The organism is Paraburkholderia panacisoli (genome assembly GCF_008369935.1).
GTDB classification, from domain to species: Bacteria; Pseudomonadota; Gammaproteobacteria; order Burkholderiales; family Burkholderiaceae; genus Paraburkholderia; species Paraburkholderia panacisoli.
The window spans coordinates 405,571-420,207 of record NZ_VTUZ01000001.1; the positions used below are offsets into that span (position 1 = coordinate 405,571).

The 14,637-nt window shown below is 63.2% G+C and carries 11 protein-coding genes and 5 tRNA genes; 13 read left to right on the plus strand and 3 right to left on the minus strand.

Annotated features, from left to right (window positions below; genetic code table 11):
• Nucleotides 1-12: 12 nt before the first annotated feature.
• Nucleotides 13-1,299, minus strand: coding sequence for an MFS transporter (locus FVF58_RS01845; protein ID WP_149668234.1), 1,287 nt, complete (start codon nucleotides 1,297-1,299; stop codon nucleotides 13-15).
• A gap of 630 nt (nucleotides 1,300-1,929) precedes the next feature.
• On the opposite strand from FVF58_RS01845, the gene FVF58_RS01850 reads away from it, so the two are divergent.
• Entirely contained in the window at nucleotides 1,930-2,277 is a 348-nt protein-coding gene (locus tag FVF58_RS01850) for a hypothetical protein (RefSeq protein ID WP_149668235.1), read from the plus strand.
• A 192-nt stretch (nucleotides 2,278-2,469) separates the two neighbouring features.
• Here FVF58_RS01850 and fabI read toward each other — a convergent pair whose 3' ends face one another.
• Complete coding sequence (fabI, locus tag FVF58_RS01855) at nucleotides 2,470-3,261, minus strand: enoyl-ACP reductase FabI (RefSeq protein WP_149668236.1); 792 nt, start codon at nucleotides 3,259-3,261, stop codon at nucleotides 2,470-2,472.
• Between the two features lie 256 nt (nucleotides 3,262-3,517).
• On the opposite strand from fabI, the gene FVF58_RS01860 reads away from it, so the two are divergent.
• The 5 genes from FVF58_RS01860 to FVF58_RS01880 all read left to right on the plus strand — a co-directional run bounded on the left by FVF58_RS01860 (nucleotide 3,518) and on the right by FVF58_RS01880 (nucleotide 10,021).
• Entirely contained in the window at nucleotides 3,518-5,380 is a 1,863-nt protein-coding gene (locus FVF58_RS01860; protein WP_425468904.1) for an extracellular solute-binding protein, read from the plus strand.
• 68 nt (nucleotides 5,381-5,448) lie between these two features.
• Nucleotides 5,449-6,486 carry a microcin C ABC transporter permease YejB gene (locus FVF58_RS01865; protein ID WP_149668238.1) on the plus strand — a complete coding sequence of 346 codons (1,038 nt, stop codon included), beginning with the start codon at nucleotides 5,449-5,451 and terminating at the stop codon, nucleotides 6,484-6,486.
• Nucleotides 6,486-7,592 (plus strand): ABC transporter permease, encoded by a 1,107-nt coding sequence (locus tag FVF58_RS01870; RefSeq protein WP_149668239.1) that lies wholly within the window; start codon nucleotides 6,486-6,488, stop codon nucleotides 7,590-7,592. The genes FVF58_RS01865 and FVF58_RS01870 overlap by 1 nt, the downstream gene beginning before the upstream one ends.
• On the plus strand, nucleotides 7,589-9,217 hold the full coding sequence (locus FVF58_RS01875; protein WP_149668240.1) for an ABC transporter ATP-binding protein: 1,629 nt from the start codon (nucleotides 7,589-7,591) through the stop codon (nucleotides 9,215-9,217). The genes FVF58_RS01870 and FVF58_RS01875 overlap by 4 nt, the downstream gene beginning before the upstream one ends.
• A 138-nt stretch (nucleotides 9,218-9,355) precedes the next feature.
• Nucleotides 9,356-10,021, plus strand: a complete 666-nt coding sequence (locus FVF58_RS01880; protein ID WP_149668241.1) for a C40 family peptidase — start codon at nucleotides 9,356-9,358, stop codon at nucleotides 10,019-10,021.
• Between the two features lie 202 nt (nucleotides 10,022-10,223).
• On the opposite strand, the gene FVF58_RS01885 is transcribed toward FVF58_RS01880, so the two are convergent.
• Complete coding sequence (locus FVF58_RS01885; protein ID WP_149668242.1) at nucleotides 10,224-11,171, minus strand: patatin-like phospholipase family protein; 948 nt, start codon at nucleotides 11,169-11,171, stop codon at nucleotides 10,224-10,226.
• Nucleotides 11,172-11,690: 519 nt separating this feature from the next.
• On the opposite strand from FVF58_RS01885, the gene gltX reads away from it, so the two are divergent.
• The 7 genes from gltX to FVF58_RS01920 all read left to right on the plus strand — a co-directional run bounded on the left by gltX (nucleotide 11,691) and on the right by FVF58_RS01920 (nucleotide 14,622).
• Nucleotides 11,691-13,100 (plus strand): glutamate--tRNA ligase, encoded by a 1,410-nt coding sequence (gltX, locus tag FVF58_RS01890; RefSeq protein ID WP_149668243.1) that lies wholly within the window; start codon nucleotides 11,691-11,693, stop codon nucleotides 13,098-13,100.
• A gap of 124 nt (nucleotides 13,101-13,224) precedes the next feature.
• A tRNA-Ala gene (locus FVF58_RS01895) sits at nucleotides 13,225-13,300 on the plus strand.
• Nucleotides 13,301-13,462: 162 nt separating this feature from the next.
• Nucleotides 13,463-13,538, plus strand: a tRNA-Glu gene (locus tag FVF58_RS01900).
• A gap of 103 nt (nucleotides 13,539-13,641) precedes the next feature.
• Nucleotides 13,642-13,718 (plus strand) — tRNA-Asp (locus tag FVF58_RS01905).
• Between the two features lie 61 nt (nucleotides 13,719-13,779).
• Nucleotides 13,780-13,855, plus strand: a tRNA-Glu gene (locus FVF58_RS01910).
• Nucleotides 13,856-13,938: 83 nt separating this feature from the next.
• Nucleotides 13,939-14,015, plus strand: a tRNA-Asp gene (locus FVF58_RS01915).
• A gap of 142 nt (nucleotides 14,016-14,157) precedes the next feature.
• Nucleotides 14,158-14,622, plus strand: coding sequence for a GNAT family N-acetyltransferase (locus FVF58_RS01920; protein WP_149668244.1), 465 nt, complete (start codon nucleotides 14,158-14,160; stop codon nucleotides 14,620-14,622).
• The last annotated feature ends 15 nt before the right edge of the window (nucleotides 14,623-14,637 follow it).

The following is a 14,637-nucleotide window of genomic DNA, read 5'->3' on the forward strand; positions in this document are numbered from 1 at the left end:
CTTCCGGTAAGGTCACGCGGTGGTGCCGGTATTGCTGCGCACGGGGTGCGGCTGTGCGTCGCGGGAGGCGCCGCGCATCAGAACGATTAGCAGCGTCGCGCCGATGAGATCGAAAGCGCCGAGCGCGCCGAACAGCGGCGTGTATCCGATCGAATCGGCCAGCGCGCCGACCAGCAGCGAAAAGCCCAGCCCGCCGATCCACGCAGCCATGCCCGCAAAGCCGGCGACGGTACCGACCTCGCTCGGGTCGAATACGTCAGCGGCCAATGTGTTCACGAGCGCCGAAATCATCTGATGCGCGAAGCCGCCTACGCAAAAGAGCGCGATGGCCTGATACGGCGACGCGACGAGGCCGATGGATGCCGGCCCGAGCATCATCAACGCGCCGAGCACGACCCCCGCGATGCGTGAGCGGATCAGCGGCATGCGCAGGTGTTTCATCAGGAACGGCGACAGATAGCCCCCGAACAGGCCGCCCAGGTCGGCGGCGAGAAAGGGCAGCCACGCGAACAGCGCGATCTGCTTCAGATCCATGTGACGCTGGGTGGCGAGGTAAAGCGGAATCCAGAAACTGAAGGTTTGCCACGCGGGCTCGGCGAAAAAGCGCGCTTGCGCAATTGCCCAGAAGCGGCGCGTGCTCAATACCTCGCGAACGCTGCGACGACGCGGCGCGGCCGGCGCTTGTCCGCGGCTGATGGTGTCGCGCTCGGCTTCGCTGATGCGCGTGTGATCGGCCGGCGAGCGGTACAGCAGATACCAGGCGGCCGCCCAGAAGAAGCCGAGCGCGCCGGTCACGGCAAAGGCGCTTTGCCAGCCGTAGCGCAGCGACAGGAAGACGACGAGAGGCGGCGCGAGCAGCGAACCGAGCGACGTGCCCGCATTGAAATAGCCGACCGCCACGGATTTCTCGCGATCGGGAAACCATTCGGCCACGACTTTCATGCCCGCCGGAATGGCGACGGCCTCGCTCAGGCCCATCAACCCGCGCAAGGCCGCGAGCGAGAGCCAGCCGCCCGCCAGCCCGTGGAAGACGCCCGTGAACGACCACAGGCAGGCGAACAGCGCGAAGCCAAGCCGCAGGCCGATCAGGTCGATGATCAGGCCGCACACCGGCTGCATCACGGTGTAGCCAATCTGGAAGGCGCCCACGACATACGAATACTGCCGGGTGCTCATGTGGAGCAGCTTCATCAACTCGGGCGCCATCACCCCGAGCGAGTTGCGCGACAGATAGTTGACGATCGTCCCTGCACATACGAGCGCGATGATCCACCAGCGCAAGCCAACGATTGTTTTCAAATCAGTCTCCGTTGCCCATGATCTGCCGGTTGGTTGCTCTGAAGGCGGCAATGCGCGAATTCGAACATTGTTTGGGTTTCAATTGAGGTCATCGTATCACTTGATGATCCTCTGGGCACCAGGGAAAACCATGTTTCTCTATGGCAATTCCCTTGTTTTATGGGATAAGACCGATGGCTTGCTCGCTAAGGCGAAACGGTGATCTGATGACGTAAGAGTCATATTTTTTGAATTTAATGTTCTTTCGAACATTCGATGTTCGTTTGTAGCGAGACGCGGGAGGACCTCCCGGCGTCGGTCGGGAAGGGGCGGGGTCGAGCGAAAGAGGGGCGATGCCGCCACGATTGGCGGCTCGCCGAGGGCAGGAAGGCGCAGCGGCTGAGTCGTACATGCGCGGTGAAAGTGTTCACGCCGGCCGAGCGGGCAATGCGCGCACGGGGGCAGATCCGCGGGCGGCGGCCTCCGTTACGATCGCGCTACTTTTTCACCGGGCCCTTGTCGAATGTAACCAGAAGTAACCCGTCGACGGACCGCGCGATGTTATGCATCAGTTATTACAAACTTGAAATACGCGGAAGGACGCGTTGCGCTATATTCCGGCCAACAACAGATTCTTCCAAAGGGTGATCAATGAAGTCCGCTCGTCTTGTTCCGCTTCTGATCGGGGTTCTGACGTTGGGTGCATCGGGTGCTGCAATGGCCGGTGGGTTGAACGTCGGCGTCAATATCGGCATTCCCGCACCGGTCTACGTTGTGCCGGCTCCGGTGTACGCACCGCCGCCGCCTCCGCCGCCGCCCGTCGTCTATCAGCCGGCGCCCGTGTACTACGGTGGTCCGGCGATCGTGGTCGGCTGGCATGGCGACCGCTACTGGGACGGCCGTCGCTACTGGGCGCGTGACGACTGGTATCGCCATCATCCTCCGGGCCGTGGCAATTACGCTCACGATCACTACGACAATCATCGCGGCTGGCACTAAGCCATACAGCGAGCGATGCGGCGCGATCAGGTACGCGTCGCAGATTGAAAAAACCGCCCGAGAGGGCGGTTTTTTTATGCCTGCTGCACACGCGGCTCGCGATCGCAGTGACACGGTGGTCCAGCGCGCGCATTTATCGGCAGCGCGGTCATCATGCAGAATCAGGCAGCCTCAGGCCCGCGCGTCCACCATTCACTCCGCCACAGCCGCCATCCCGCCGACCACCGCATTAAAGCCGCTATCGACGTGCACGATCTCCGCCGTCACGCCGGCCGCCAGATCCGACAGCAAAAAGGCCGCGGTATTGCCGACCTGCTCGATGGTCACATTGCGCCTGAGCGGCGCGTTCTGTTCGACGAACTCGAGAATCTTGCCGAAGCCTTTGATGCCGCTCGCGGCCAGTGTCTTGATCGGCCCCGCCGAAATGCCGTTCACGCGCACGCCCTTTGCGCCGAGCGAAACCGCCAGATAACGCACACTCGCTTCGAGCGAAGCCTTCGCAAGCCCCATCGTGTTGTAGTTCGGAATTGCGCGTTCGGCGCCGAGGTAGCTCAGCGTGAGCAGTGACGCGTCCGGCGTGAACATCGACTGCGCTGCCTTGGCGAGCGCGGGGAAGCTATACGCGGAGATGTCGTGCGCAATGCGGAAGTTTTCGCGCGTCATGCCGTCGAGAAAATCCCCGGCAATCGCCTCGCGCGGTGCAAAGCCGATCGAGTGGACGAGGCCGTCCAGACCGTCCCAGTGTTGCTTGAGTGACGCGAAGAGGGCGTCGATCTGCGCGTCGTCGGCGACATCGCAGGGGAATACCAGGTTGCTGCCGAACTCGGTGGCGAATTCGGTGATGCGATCCTTGAAGCGCTCGCCGACATAGGTGAACGCCAACTCGGCGCCTTCACGCTTGCAGGCCTGCGCGATGCCGTACGCAATCGAACGGTTCGACAACAGGCCGGTTAGCAGGATGCGTTTGCCAGCGAGGAAGCCCATGGAATCTCCTGAACGGTCGCCGCGCCGCGCGCGCGAATGTTGAGCGTTTCGCAGGCGCGGAGTGCGCGGATTAATTGGGTAGAATTCTCTCACATTGCAATTGCCCACTGACCAACAAGGCCCTATGACAACTGGCTCGCGACAGGTTCAAACGCCTCGTGCATTTCGATGCAGCGTGATTCACGGACCTTCGCGCAGTGGTCTCGCAGTGGCGCCGCGCTCGTGGCGCACATGGCGTTCGGTGCGCGCTGTCGCCATGGCTTGCGTGCTCGCCGTCACCGGTTTGCTGGCCGCGCCGCAAGCCCACGCGGCCCATGCAATCGCGCAATACGGCGAGCCGAAATATCCGGCCGGTTTCAAGCACTTCGACTACGTCAACCCGGATGCGCCGAAGGGCGGCACGCTGGTGCTGGCCAATCCGAGCCGTCTCACGAGCTTCGATAAATTCAATCCGTTCACACTGCGCGGCAATACGGCGCCCGGCGTGGACCTGCTGTTCGAGAGCCTGACCGTGGGCAGCAGCGACGAGGTTGCGTCCGCCTACGGGCTGCTCGCCGACGACATCCAGAGCGCGCCTGACGGCTTGTCGGTGACTTTCCACATCAATCCGCGCGCGCGCTTTTCGAATGGCGATCCGGTCACCGCAGACGACGTCAAGTTCTCGCTCGACACGCTGAAAAGCCCGCAGGCCGCGCCGCAATTCGCGTCGATCTTCGGCGAGATCACGCGCGCGGTGGTGGTCGATCCGCAGACGGTGCGTTTCGAGTTTCGCCAGCGCAATCGCGAACTGCCGCTGCTCGCGGGCGGCATGCCGGTGTTCTCGCGCAAGTGGGGGATGAAGCCGGACGGCAGCCGCATTCCGTTCGACCAGCTCGCGTTCGAAAAGCCGATCGGCAGCGGACCTTATCTGATCGAGCACTACGACAACGGCCGCACGATCACGTACCGGCGCGATCCGAATTATTGGGGTGCGCAGTTGCCGGTGCGCGCCGGCATGTACAACTTCGATCGCATCGTCTACAAGCTGTACTCGGATAGCACGGCGCGGCTCGAAGCGTTCAAGGCCGGTGAGTACGATGCGCTCGTCGAGTATGTCGCGCGCAACTGGGTGCGGCGCGACGTCGGCAAGAAGTTCGATAGCGGCGAGCTGATCAAGCGCGAGTTCCCGCAACACAACGGCACCGGCATGCAAGGCTTCATGCTGAATACGCGGCGTCCGTTGTTCCAGGACGTGCGTGTGCGCAAGGCGCTCGATCTCGCGCTCGACTTCCAGTGGCTGGACCGGCAGCTGTTCTACAACCAGTACCGGCGCATCGACAGTTTCTTTGCCAACACGGATTTGCAGGCGAAGGGTTTGCCTTCGCCGGGCGAGCTGGCCTTGCTGGAACCGTTCCGGGCGCAACTCGACCCCGCCGTGTTCGGTCCGCCGCCGAAGCAGCCGGACACCGATGCGCCGGGCTCGCTGCGCGCCAATCTGCTGCAGGCGCGAGCATTGTTGCAGGAGGCCGGCTGGACCTATCGCGACGGCGCGTTGCGTAACGCCAGGGGCGAACCGTTCCAGTTCGAGATCCTCGACGACTCCGGCTCGGGCGGGCAGATGGAGCCGATCGTCGCGACCTACATCCGCAATCTGCAGAAGCTGGGCATTACCGCGACGTTTCGGGTGGCGGACTACGCGGTCTATCAGAAGCGGCTGGACGCGTTCGATTTCGACGTCACGACGATCCGCATGCCGGACGTGCAGGTGCCGGGCTCGGAGCAGATCGAGCGCTTCGGCAGCAAGGCCGCCGATACCAACGGGTCGGACAACATGATCGGGTTGAAGTCGCCGGTGGTCGATGCCGTTCTGAACGCGCTCGTGCACGCGCAGACGCGCGAGCAACTCGTGGACGCGACGCATGCGCTCGACCGGCTGCTGATGCATGGCTACTATGTGGTGCCGCACTGGTACAGCGGCACGCATCGGGTCGCGTTCAAGCGCGGCCTCGCGTGGCCGAAAACGCTGCCGCTGTACTATGGCGCAGAAGGCTGGATCACGTCGATGTGGTGGTACGGGGAGCCGCAGGCATCGCCGCCGGCACAGGCGCAAGCACAGCCGCATTTGGCGCCGAAGCCGTAGCCGGAACCGCCGCCACGCCAACGCGCCATTCATTCACCGTCTTCGCACTTCGCACCGGAACACCGCCCATGTGGAGCTACATCCTCAAACGTCTGTTGCTGATGATCCCGACCCTGCTTGGCGTGCTCACGCTGACCTTCGTCGTGATCCAGTTCGTGCCGGGCGGTCCGGTCGAGCAGATGCAGCACGAGTTGCGCAAGGGCGCGGAGAGCGGCGCGCCGTTCGGTCTGCGCACGCATAGCGGTGTCGACGCACAACAGATCGCGCAACTCAAGCAGCTTTACGGTTTCGACAAACCGCCGCTCGAACGCTACGTGCTGATGCTCAAGCGCTTCTCGACCTTCGACCTTGGGCAGAGCTATTTCCGCCATCAAAGCGTGTGGTCGCTGATCGTGTCAAAGCTGCCGGTGTCGATCAGCATCGGCCTGTGGACCTTCTTCCTCACGTATCTGATATCGGTGCCGCTGGGCATCGCGAAAGCGGTGCGCAACGGCTCGCGCTTCGATATCGCGACGAGCCTCGTGGTGCTGATCGGCTACGCAATTCCAGGCTTCGTGCTGGGGGTGCTGCTGCTCGTGCTGTTCGGCGGCGGCACGTTCCTGCAACTGTTTCCGCTGCGCAACCTCACGTCGGACAACTGGGCGCAGCTGAGTCTGGGCGGCAAGATCGTCGACTATCTATGGCACATCACGTTGCCGATCACCGCTTCGGTGGTGGGCAGTTTCGCGGTCGTCACGATGCTGACGAAAAACGCCTTTCTCGACGAGATCCGCAAGCAATACGTGCTGACCGCGCGCGCGAAAGGTCTGTCGGAAAAGCGCGTGCTGTGGAAGCACGTGTTCCGCAATGCGTTGTTGCCGCTGATCGTCGGCTTTCCGGCGGCGTTCATCGGCGCGTTCTTCACCGGCAGTCTGCTGATCGAGACGCTGTTCTCGCTGGACGGGCTCGGGCTGCTGTCGTATGAGTCGGTGGTGCGGCGCGACTATCCGGTCGTGCTCGGCACGCTGTATCTGTTCACGCTGATCGGCCTCGCGACCAAGCTGATCTCCGATCTCTGCTATGTGTGGGTCGATCCCCGCATCCAATTCGAACAACTGGAGCGCTGATGAATCGAGCCCGTCTTTCCGCCGATGCGGCGGCGCGCGCCGAACCGGTTCGCGCGTTCGTGTCGCCTTCGCCCGCGCGCCGCGTGTGGCAGCGGTTTCGCCAGCAGCGGCTGGGCTACTGGAGCCTGATCGTGTTCGTCGTGGCGTTCGCGGCGAGCCTCGCCGGCCCGCTGTGGTCGAACGACAAGCCGCTGGCGGTGCGCTACGACGGCCACCTGTATTTCCCGCTCTTCAAGACCTACGCGGAGACCACCTTCGGTGGCGATTTCCCGACGCCGGCCGATTATCTCGATCCGTATATCAAGCATCGTTTCGACGCGCCGGGCAACTTCGCGCTCTATCCTCCGAACCGCTACTACTACGACACGCTGAATTACTTCTCGAAGGCGCCGAACCCGGCGCCGCCGTCGCGCGACAACTGGCTCGGCACCGACGACCGCGGCCGAGATCTGTTCGCGCGGCTGCTCTATGGCTTCCGGGTGTCGGTGGAGTTCGGGCTCGTGCTGACGCTGATCGGCACGATACTCGGAATCGCCGCGGGCGCCGTGCAGGGTTATTTCGGAGGACGTATCGATATCGTCGGGCAGCGTCTGATCGAAATCTGGAGCGCGATGCCCGAGCTGTACCTGCTGATCATTTTCTCGTCGATCTTCGAGCCGGGCTTCATTCTGCTGATCGTGCTGCTGTCGCTGTTCGGCTGGATTGGCTTGTCCGATTACGTGCGCGCGGAGTTTCTGCGCAATCGCCATCAGGATTACGTGCGCGCGGCGCGGGCGATGGGGCTGTCGAGCTGGCAGATCATGTGGCGCCACGTGCTGCCCAACAGCTTGACGCCGGTGATCACGTTCCTGCCGTTCCGGATGAGCGGCGCGATTCTCGCGCTGACGAGCCTCGACTTTCTCGGCCTCGGCGTGCCGTCGCCGACCCCGAGCCTGGGTGAACTGCTGGCGCAAGGCAAGGCGAATCTCGACGCCTGGTGGATTTCGTTGTCCACCTTCGGCGTGCTGGTCGCGATGCTGTTGCTGCTGACCTTCATGGGCGACGCGCTGCGCAACGCGCTCGATACCCGCATCTCAGATGCGATGCGCGCCGGAGGCAATCAATGAGCGCCATGGTTCAGAACGACGCGCAGCAGGCGCCGCCGCTGCTGGAACTCGACCATCTGCGCGTGCGCTTCGGCGACACCGTCGCGGTAAGCGACGTCACGCTCGCGATCCAGCGCGGCGAGCGGGTGGCGCTGGTCGGCGAATCGGGCTCGGGCAAGAGCGTGACCGCGCTGTCGATCCTGCGGCTCCTGAGCGATGCGCAGGTGAGCGGCTCGATCCGTTTCGACGGCGCGGATCTGCTCGGCAAAAGCGAACGCGAGATGCGCGGCATGCGCGGCTCGGACATTGCGATGATCTTCCAGGAGCCGATGACCGCGCTCAATCCGCTCTATACGGTCGGCGACCAGATTGCGGAGACCATCGTCGTACACGACGGCGTGTCGGCGGGCGAGGCGCGCAAGCGCGCAGTCGCGCTGTTGGGGCGCACCGGTATCGCCGAACCCGGCAAGCGCGTGAACAGCTACCCGCATCAGCTGTCGGGCGGCCAGCGCCAGCGCGCGATGATCGCGATGGCGCTCGCGTGCCGTCCCAGACTGCTGCTCGCCGACGAGCCGACCACCGCGCTCGACGTGACGATCCGCGCGCAGATCGTCGATCTGCTGCTGGAGTTGCAGCGCGACGAAGCCGAAAAGCGCGGCATGGCTGTGCTGCTGATCACGCACGACCTGAATCTGGTACGCCACTTCGCGCAGCGGATCGCGGTGATGGAGCGGGGCGTGCTGGTCGAGAGCGGGCCGGTCGAGCAGGTGTTCGAGGCGCCGCAGCATCCGTACACGCAGCGCCTGCTGGCGAGCCGGCCGCAGCGTACGGTGGCGCCGGTGCTGCCGATCTCGCCCGTGCTGCTCGAGGCGCGCGGAATCTCGGTGGATTTCAAAACGAAGCTGCCGGGCTTCGGCGGCTGGTTCCGCTCGGGACGGTTTCGCGCGGTCGCCGACGCGAGCGTGTCCGTGCGCCAGGGCGAGACGCTCGGGATCGTCGGCGAATCGGGTTCCGGCAAGTCGACTCTGGCGATGGCGCTGCTCGGTCTGCAACGCACTGCGCACGGCGAGATCGAGTTTCAGGGCAGGGGGCTCGGCAGCTATCGCGGCGCTGAACAGACCGCGTTGCGCTCGAACATGCAGGTCGTCTTTCAGGACCCGTTCAGCTCGCTTTCGCCGCGCCAGACGATCGAGCGGATCGTCGGCGAAGGGCTCGCTCTGCATCGGCCGCAGATGACGCCGCAGGCGCGGCGCGACAAGGTGGTGTCGGTGCTGCGCGAGGTCGGCCTCGACCGCACGGTGCTGTTTCGCTACCCGCATGAATTTTCCGGCGGCCAGCGTCAGCGGATCGCGATTGCGCGCGCGCTGGTGCTCGAGCCACGCGTGCTGATTCTCGACGAACCGACCAGCGCGCTCGACGTGTCCATCCAGCAGCAGGTGTTGAAACTGCTCGCCGGGTTGCAACAGAAGTACAACCTCGGCTTCGTTTTCATCAGTCACGATCTGGCCGTGATCGGGGCGATGGCGCATCGCGTCGCGGTGATGCAAAACGGTTCCATCGTCGAAGCCGGGGAAGTCGAGAAGATTTTTGCGACACCCGCCCACCCTTACACTCGAAAGCTCTTGAAAGCGGCCCTTGACCCTTGATTTTTCAACCCTTTCACCAATTGGGTGCGTATCTCGATTGTATTTTTCTATTTGTTTTGACATGTGAATACTTACTGGCTAGTATCGAGCAAACTTTTTTCCGTAGACCCCTGATTTTTAGGCAAAAACTACCGACCAATGCAGCACAGAAATCTAACCCAGGCTTGCACGCGCGTCGTCGCCGGGATGTTCATTGGCGTCTTGATGGCAGCAGCTCCCGGCGCGTTCGCCGATGAGGTAAGCGGTTTTAATCAGAATGCCTCCTATTCGACCCCCAGCGGGTCGAATTTTTCGTCCATTTCCGGTTCGCAAGCGGCCGCTCCCCAGAGCGACGGCGGCGCCAAATCGTTCCTGTCCGGCATGGCCGGAAAAGCGGGCGACGTGGTGGTCGGCGCGTTGAACATGATCGGCGTGCGCTACCGCTGGGGCGGCAACACGCCTGACTCGGGGCTCGATTGCAGCGGTTTTGTCCGCTACGTGTTCCAGGACACGCTCGGCATGGCATTGCCGCGCCGTGCCGAGGAAATGAGCCGGGTGGGCGAGAAGGTTCGCGTTAGCGACCTGAAGCCGGGCGATCTGGTGTTTTTCAACACGATGCGCCGCACGTTCTCGCATGTTGGCATCTATATCGGCGACAACAAGTTCGTGCATTCGCCCTCCACGGGCAGCACGATCCGCGTCGACGACATGGATAGCGGCTACTGGGAAAAACGCTTCACCGGTGCGCGCCGGGTCGAAGCGTCGTATCAGGAAGGCGAGGATCTGCGCAAGCGCGTGACTGCGACGATCAGCGGCAACAACTGATTCCGGCTGAGTTGGTCGTTTTGCAGCGATAAAAAAGCCTGCTTCGTTCGAAGCAGGCTTTTTCTATTCGGGCGGGTGTTTTGGGGGATGGCGCAGCGCTCGCACGGCTCGGTGGCAGCCTGATGGCGTCGTTGCTGCCCGCGCCGCCCGCCTGCTTGCCCCATGCCCGGTCGCGACGGCAACCGGTGTTCGTCGCCACGCCTTAGGCGGTCGTGCGGCGCGCGGCCAGTTTGTTTTGCAACTCCGGCATCATCTTCGCCACTGCTTCTTCGCCGGCCAGAATCGCCGCGTTGCGCTGCGAGAAGTCGCTGCCGCTCATCGCGGCCAGATTCGGCCGGATCACGACGTCGGCGTACTTGTCGAGTTCATAGGCCTTGATCGTCTGGCCCATGATCGTGAAAGTCTGCATCAGCACGTCGAACGAGCTGGCGGTCAGGCCGCTTTCCGGGCGCTGCGAAATGTCCACCGCGATCACGAATTCCGCCCCCATCTTGCGCGCGAACGATGCCGGCACGGGACTCACCAGGCCGCCGTCGACATATTCATGGCCGCCGATCTTCACCGGCTCGAAAATCGACGGCACGCTGCATGACGCGCGCACCGCGATGCCGGTGTTGCCGCGCTGGAACAGGATCGGCTGACCGGTTTTCAGATCGGTGGCGACCACGCCGAGCGGTTTCGCCATCTTCTCGATCGGGCGGTTGTTGAGCGTCGTGTTCAGGTAGTTCTGCAGCGCGACGCCTTGCAGCAAGCCGCGTGTGCGAAACGGCATCGCCCAGTCGCTGATCGACGCTTCATCCATGGTCAACGCGAGCTTGTTCAGCGCGAAGCCGTTCATCCCCGAGGCGTACAGCGCGGCGACCACCGAACCGGCGCTGGTGCCGGCCACCAGATCGATCCGGATGTTGCGCGCTTCGAGCGCCTTGATCACGCCGATGTGCGCGAAGCCGCGCGCGGCGCCGCCGCCCAGCGCGAGCGCGACGCGCACCGGCCGCTGCGGCTTGTCGAGCGGCGGCGGGTTGACGGCGGGCGCGGCGGCGAGCGGCGCGCTATCGGTCTTGCCGCCGGTCGTGGTGCAGGCGGCCAGTACGGCGGAGGCGGCCGCCAGCGAGAAGTTGCGGCGGGCGAGACGGGGTGACGAGGGTTTCAACGAGTTCTCCAGCAACGGCGCGGGCGACGCAATCGGCGTCGCCGGTCGCCGCGATCAGGCTGATAGTCAGACGGACGGGATTGCCGCAAGGGGCGATTCCGCGCGCCGTGGTCCTATCTCCAACCGCAGCGCGCGCACATCATAAATCAAAGCCCGATGCGCGCGGCAGCCTCGTAATGAAACGTTGCAGAGGAAGTGTTCGGGGGACGTGGCGGGCGACTCCAAAGCGGCCTCAACGCCGCTCGAGCGTGCGTTGCGTCTGGCGTGTGTGCTGCTCAGGCGCGTCTCCGGCACACAGACATAGACCCCCAGGCATAGCCCCCCAGGCATAGCCCCCCAGGCACGCCGCTCCTTGCCATTCGGGCGAGGGCGGCCGAGCGCGTGCGGAAGGTATAATTCCGCTCTCGCATTTAATTCCCTCGTGTCCATGCAACGCTTGTGCGGCATGGGCGCGGTCCGCTGCCGCTTCACGGGCCATGTTCGCCCATGCGCCGGCGCCAGTCTTCCGAGTAACCGCTAATGACCACCTCCGTTCGTACCCGTTTCGCACCGAGTCCCACCGGCTTCATCCACCTCGGCAACATTCGCTCCGCGCTCTATCCGTGGGCGTTCGCGCGCAAGATGAAAGGGACCTTCGTGCTGCGGATCGAGGACACCGACGTCGAGCGCTCCACCAGCGAATCCGTCGACGCCATTCTCGAAGGCATGGCGTGGCTCGGCCTCGATTTCGACGAAGGCCCGTTCTACCAGATGCAGCGCATGGACCGTTACCGCGAAGTGCTCAAGCAGATGCAGGACGCGGGGCTCGTCTACCCGTGCTACATGTCGACGGAAGAGCTGGACGCGCTGCGCGAGCGGCAACGCGAAGCCGGCGAAAAGCCGCGCTACGACGGCACGTGGCGTCCGGAGCCGGGCAAGGTTCTGCCGCAGCCGCCGGAAGGCGTGCAGCCGGTGCTGCGCTTCCGTAATCCGCTGACCGGCGTGGTCGCATGGGACGACGCCGTGAAGGGCCGCATCGAGATCTCGAACGAAGAACTCGACGACCTCGTGATCGCGCGCCCGGACGGTACGCCGACGTACAACTTCTGCGTGGTGGTCGACGATCTGGACATGCGCATCACGCACGTGATCCGCGGCGACGATCACGTGAACAACACGCCGCGGCAGATCAACATCCTGCGCGCGCTCGGCGGCGAAACGCCGGTGTACGCGCACTTGCCGACCGTGCTGAACGAGCAGGGCGAGAAGATGAGCAAGCGCCACGGCGCGATGAGCGTGGTCGGCTATCGCGACGCCGGATTCCTGCCGGAAGCGGTGGTCAACTACCTGGCGCGTCTGGGTTGGTCGCATGGCGACGCGGAAGTGTTTTCGCGCGAGCAGTTCGTCGAATGGTTCGACCTGGAGCACCTGGGCAAGTCGCCGGCTCAGTACGACCATGACAAGCTGAACTGGCTGAACGCGCACTACATCAAGGAAGCGGATAACGCGCGCCTCGCCGGGCTCGCCAAGCCGTTCTTCGCCGGCCTGGGTATCGACGAAGCAGCGCTTGCGCAGGGCGCGGATCTGACGGCAGTGGTGGGCCTGCTGAAGGACCGTGCGTCGACCGTGAAGGAGATCGCCGAAAACGCCGCGATGTTCTATCGCACGCCGGCGCCCGACGCCGAATCGCTGGCGCAGCACGTGACCGACACGGTGCGTCCGGCGCTAGCCGACCTGGCAGCCGCGCTGAAGACCGTCGAATGGACCAAGGAAGCGATCGCCGCCGCGCTGAAGGCGACGCTCGGCGCGCACAAGCTGAAGATGCCGCAGCTGGCGATGCCGGTTCGTCTGCTGGTGGCGGGCACGACGCATACGCCGTCGATCGACAGCGTGCTGATGCTGTTCGGGCGCGACGCGGTGGTGAGCCGCATTGAAAAAGCGCTGGGCTGATGGGGAGCGTTCGCGAGTGTGTTGAGAGGGTTTGCGTGCGGCTTGAAAAAAGTCGCACGTAATTGCTCAAAGGGTATTTACAAAGCGCAAATTGGCCTCTAGAATCTCGTTTCTCTGATGTGCAGGGGGTATAGCTCAGCTGGGAGAGCGCTTGCATGGCATGCAAGAGGTCAGCGGTTCGATCCCGCTTACCTCCACCAACATAGAGTAAAGTTGTTCTGAAGTCCGGAAGTTGTAGTAAAAAAGACTTCACAAACGGCTGAAACGTAGTTAGAATAGCGGTCTTCGCCGTTGACGAAACGAAATAACTGCCAAGTTAGCGTAAGTTAGCAGCGAATTAAAGACAGATCTGAAAAGATTATGTCCCCTTCGTCTAGAGGCCTAGGACATCACCCTTTCACGGTGAGTACAGGGGTTCGAATCCCCTAGGGGACGCCAAACATCAGCGTCGCTTTAGTGTTCGAGTCACGGCTCGATTGGCAGTAAAGCAGCGCAGCTTGCAGAGAATGAACCGACGCTCGCAAGCCAGGGTGTAAAGACTGGAGTGGTAGTTCAGTCGGTTAGAATACCGGCCTGTCACGCCGGGGGTCGCGGGTTCGAGTCCCGTCCACTCCGCCAGACAAAGCCCGTTCATTCAAATCTGAACGGGCTTTTTCATTAAAGGTGTAAGCAGTACGTTGTCCCCTTCGTCTAGAGGCCTAGGACATCACCCTTTCACGGTGAGTACAGGGGTTCGAATCCCCTAGGGGACGCCAGAACAGCGGCGTCGTTCGGTTGGAAGTTTGAACGGTGCAGCAGGCGAATGAGCGTCGCTCATAAGCTGCGGTGCAAAAAATCTGGAGCGGTAGTTCAGTTGGTTAGAATACCGGCCTGTCACGCCGGGGGTCGCGGGTTCGAGTCCCGTCCGCTCCGCCAGATTTGAGAAAGCCCACTTCGAAAGAAGTGGGCTTTTTTTATTTCTGCCGACCATCCTGCCCGGGTATGCTCGGGAAAAACAGCCATTGCCAGCGCGCGCGGGCTGTTTTACCGTTGACCGACACTTCTTCGCCGATCCGCCATGTTCGATCCCACCGAAGCTCCGTCACCGTTTCATCTGCGCGTTGCCAGCATGGACGATTTCGAGTTCGCCGAGGCGCTGACCCGCAACAACATGGGCGGCTACTATCGCCGTCACCATCTGGTCTGGCGCGGGGACCTGTTTCTCGGCAGCTGGCGCGAATCGGAGAATTTCATTCTCGAAGTGGACGGCCAGCCGATCGGCGTGCTGCGCATCACGGAGGAAGGCGACTCGCTGCATATCCGCGACGTGCAGATTGCCGAAGGGCATCGGCGGCTCGGCGCCGGCACGTATCTGCTCGACATCTCGCATCAATGGGCGCGCGAGCGCGGGCTGCGCGAACTGCAACTGCGTGTGTTCGTCGACAACCCCGCCGCGCGGCTGTATCAGCGCAAGGGCTACAAGCTCGCGGGGCCGCGGCTTGCGCAGCTCGGCGCGATCCGTCATCTGGCGCGACGCGTCTGAAATCCCGCAGTCGCC

Excerpts from the sequence above, each read along its gene's own strand:
- FVF58_RS01870 (WP_149668239.1), top strand. The coding sequence starts at position 6,486 with ATGAATCGAGCCCGTCTTTCCGCCGATGCGGCGGCGCGCGCCGAACCG.
- FVF58_RS01850 (WP_149668235.1), top strand. The coding sequence starts at position 1,930 with ATGAAGTCCGCTCGTCTTGTTCCGCTTCTGATCGGGGTTCTGACGTTG.
- FVF58_RS01860 (WP_425468904.1), top strand. The coding sequence starts at position 3,518 with ATGGCTTGCGTGCTCGCCGTCACCGGTTTGCTGGCCGCGCCGCAAGCC.
- FVF58_RS01865 (WP_149668238.1), top strand. The coding sequence starts at position 5,449 with ATGTGGAGCTACATCCTCAAACGTCTGTTGCTGATGATCCCGACCCTG.
- fabI (WP_149668236.1), bottom strand. The coding sequence starts at position 3,261 with ATGGGCTTCCTCGCTGGCAAACGCATCCTGCTAACCGGCCTGTTGTCG.
- FVF58_RS01875 (WP_149668240.1), top strand. The coding sequence starts at position 7,589 with ATGAGCGCCATGGTTCAGAACGACGCGCAGCAGGCGCCGCCGCTGCTG.
- FVF58_RS01920 (WP_149668244.1), top strand. The coding sequence starts at position 14,158 with ATGTTCGATCCCACCGAAGCTCCGTCACCGTTTCATCTGCGCGTTGCC.
- FVF58_RS01880 (WP_149668241.1), top strand. The coding sequence starts at position 9,356 with ATGCAGCACAGAAATCTAACCCAGGCTTGCACGCGCGTCGTCGCCGGG.
- gltX (WP_149668243.1), top strand. The coding sequence starts at position 11,691 with ATGACCACCTCCGTTCGTACCCGTTTCGCACCGAGTCCCACCGGCTTC.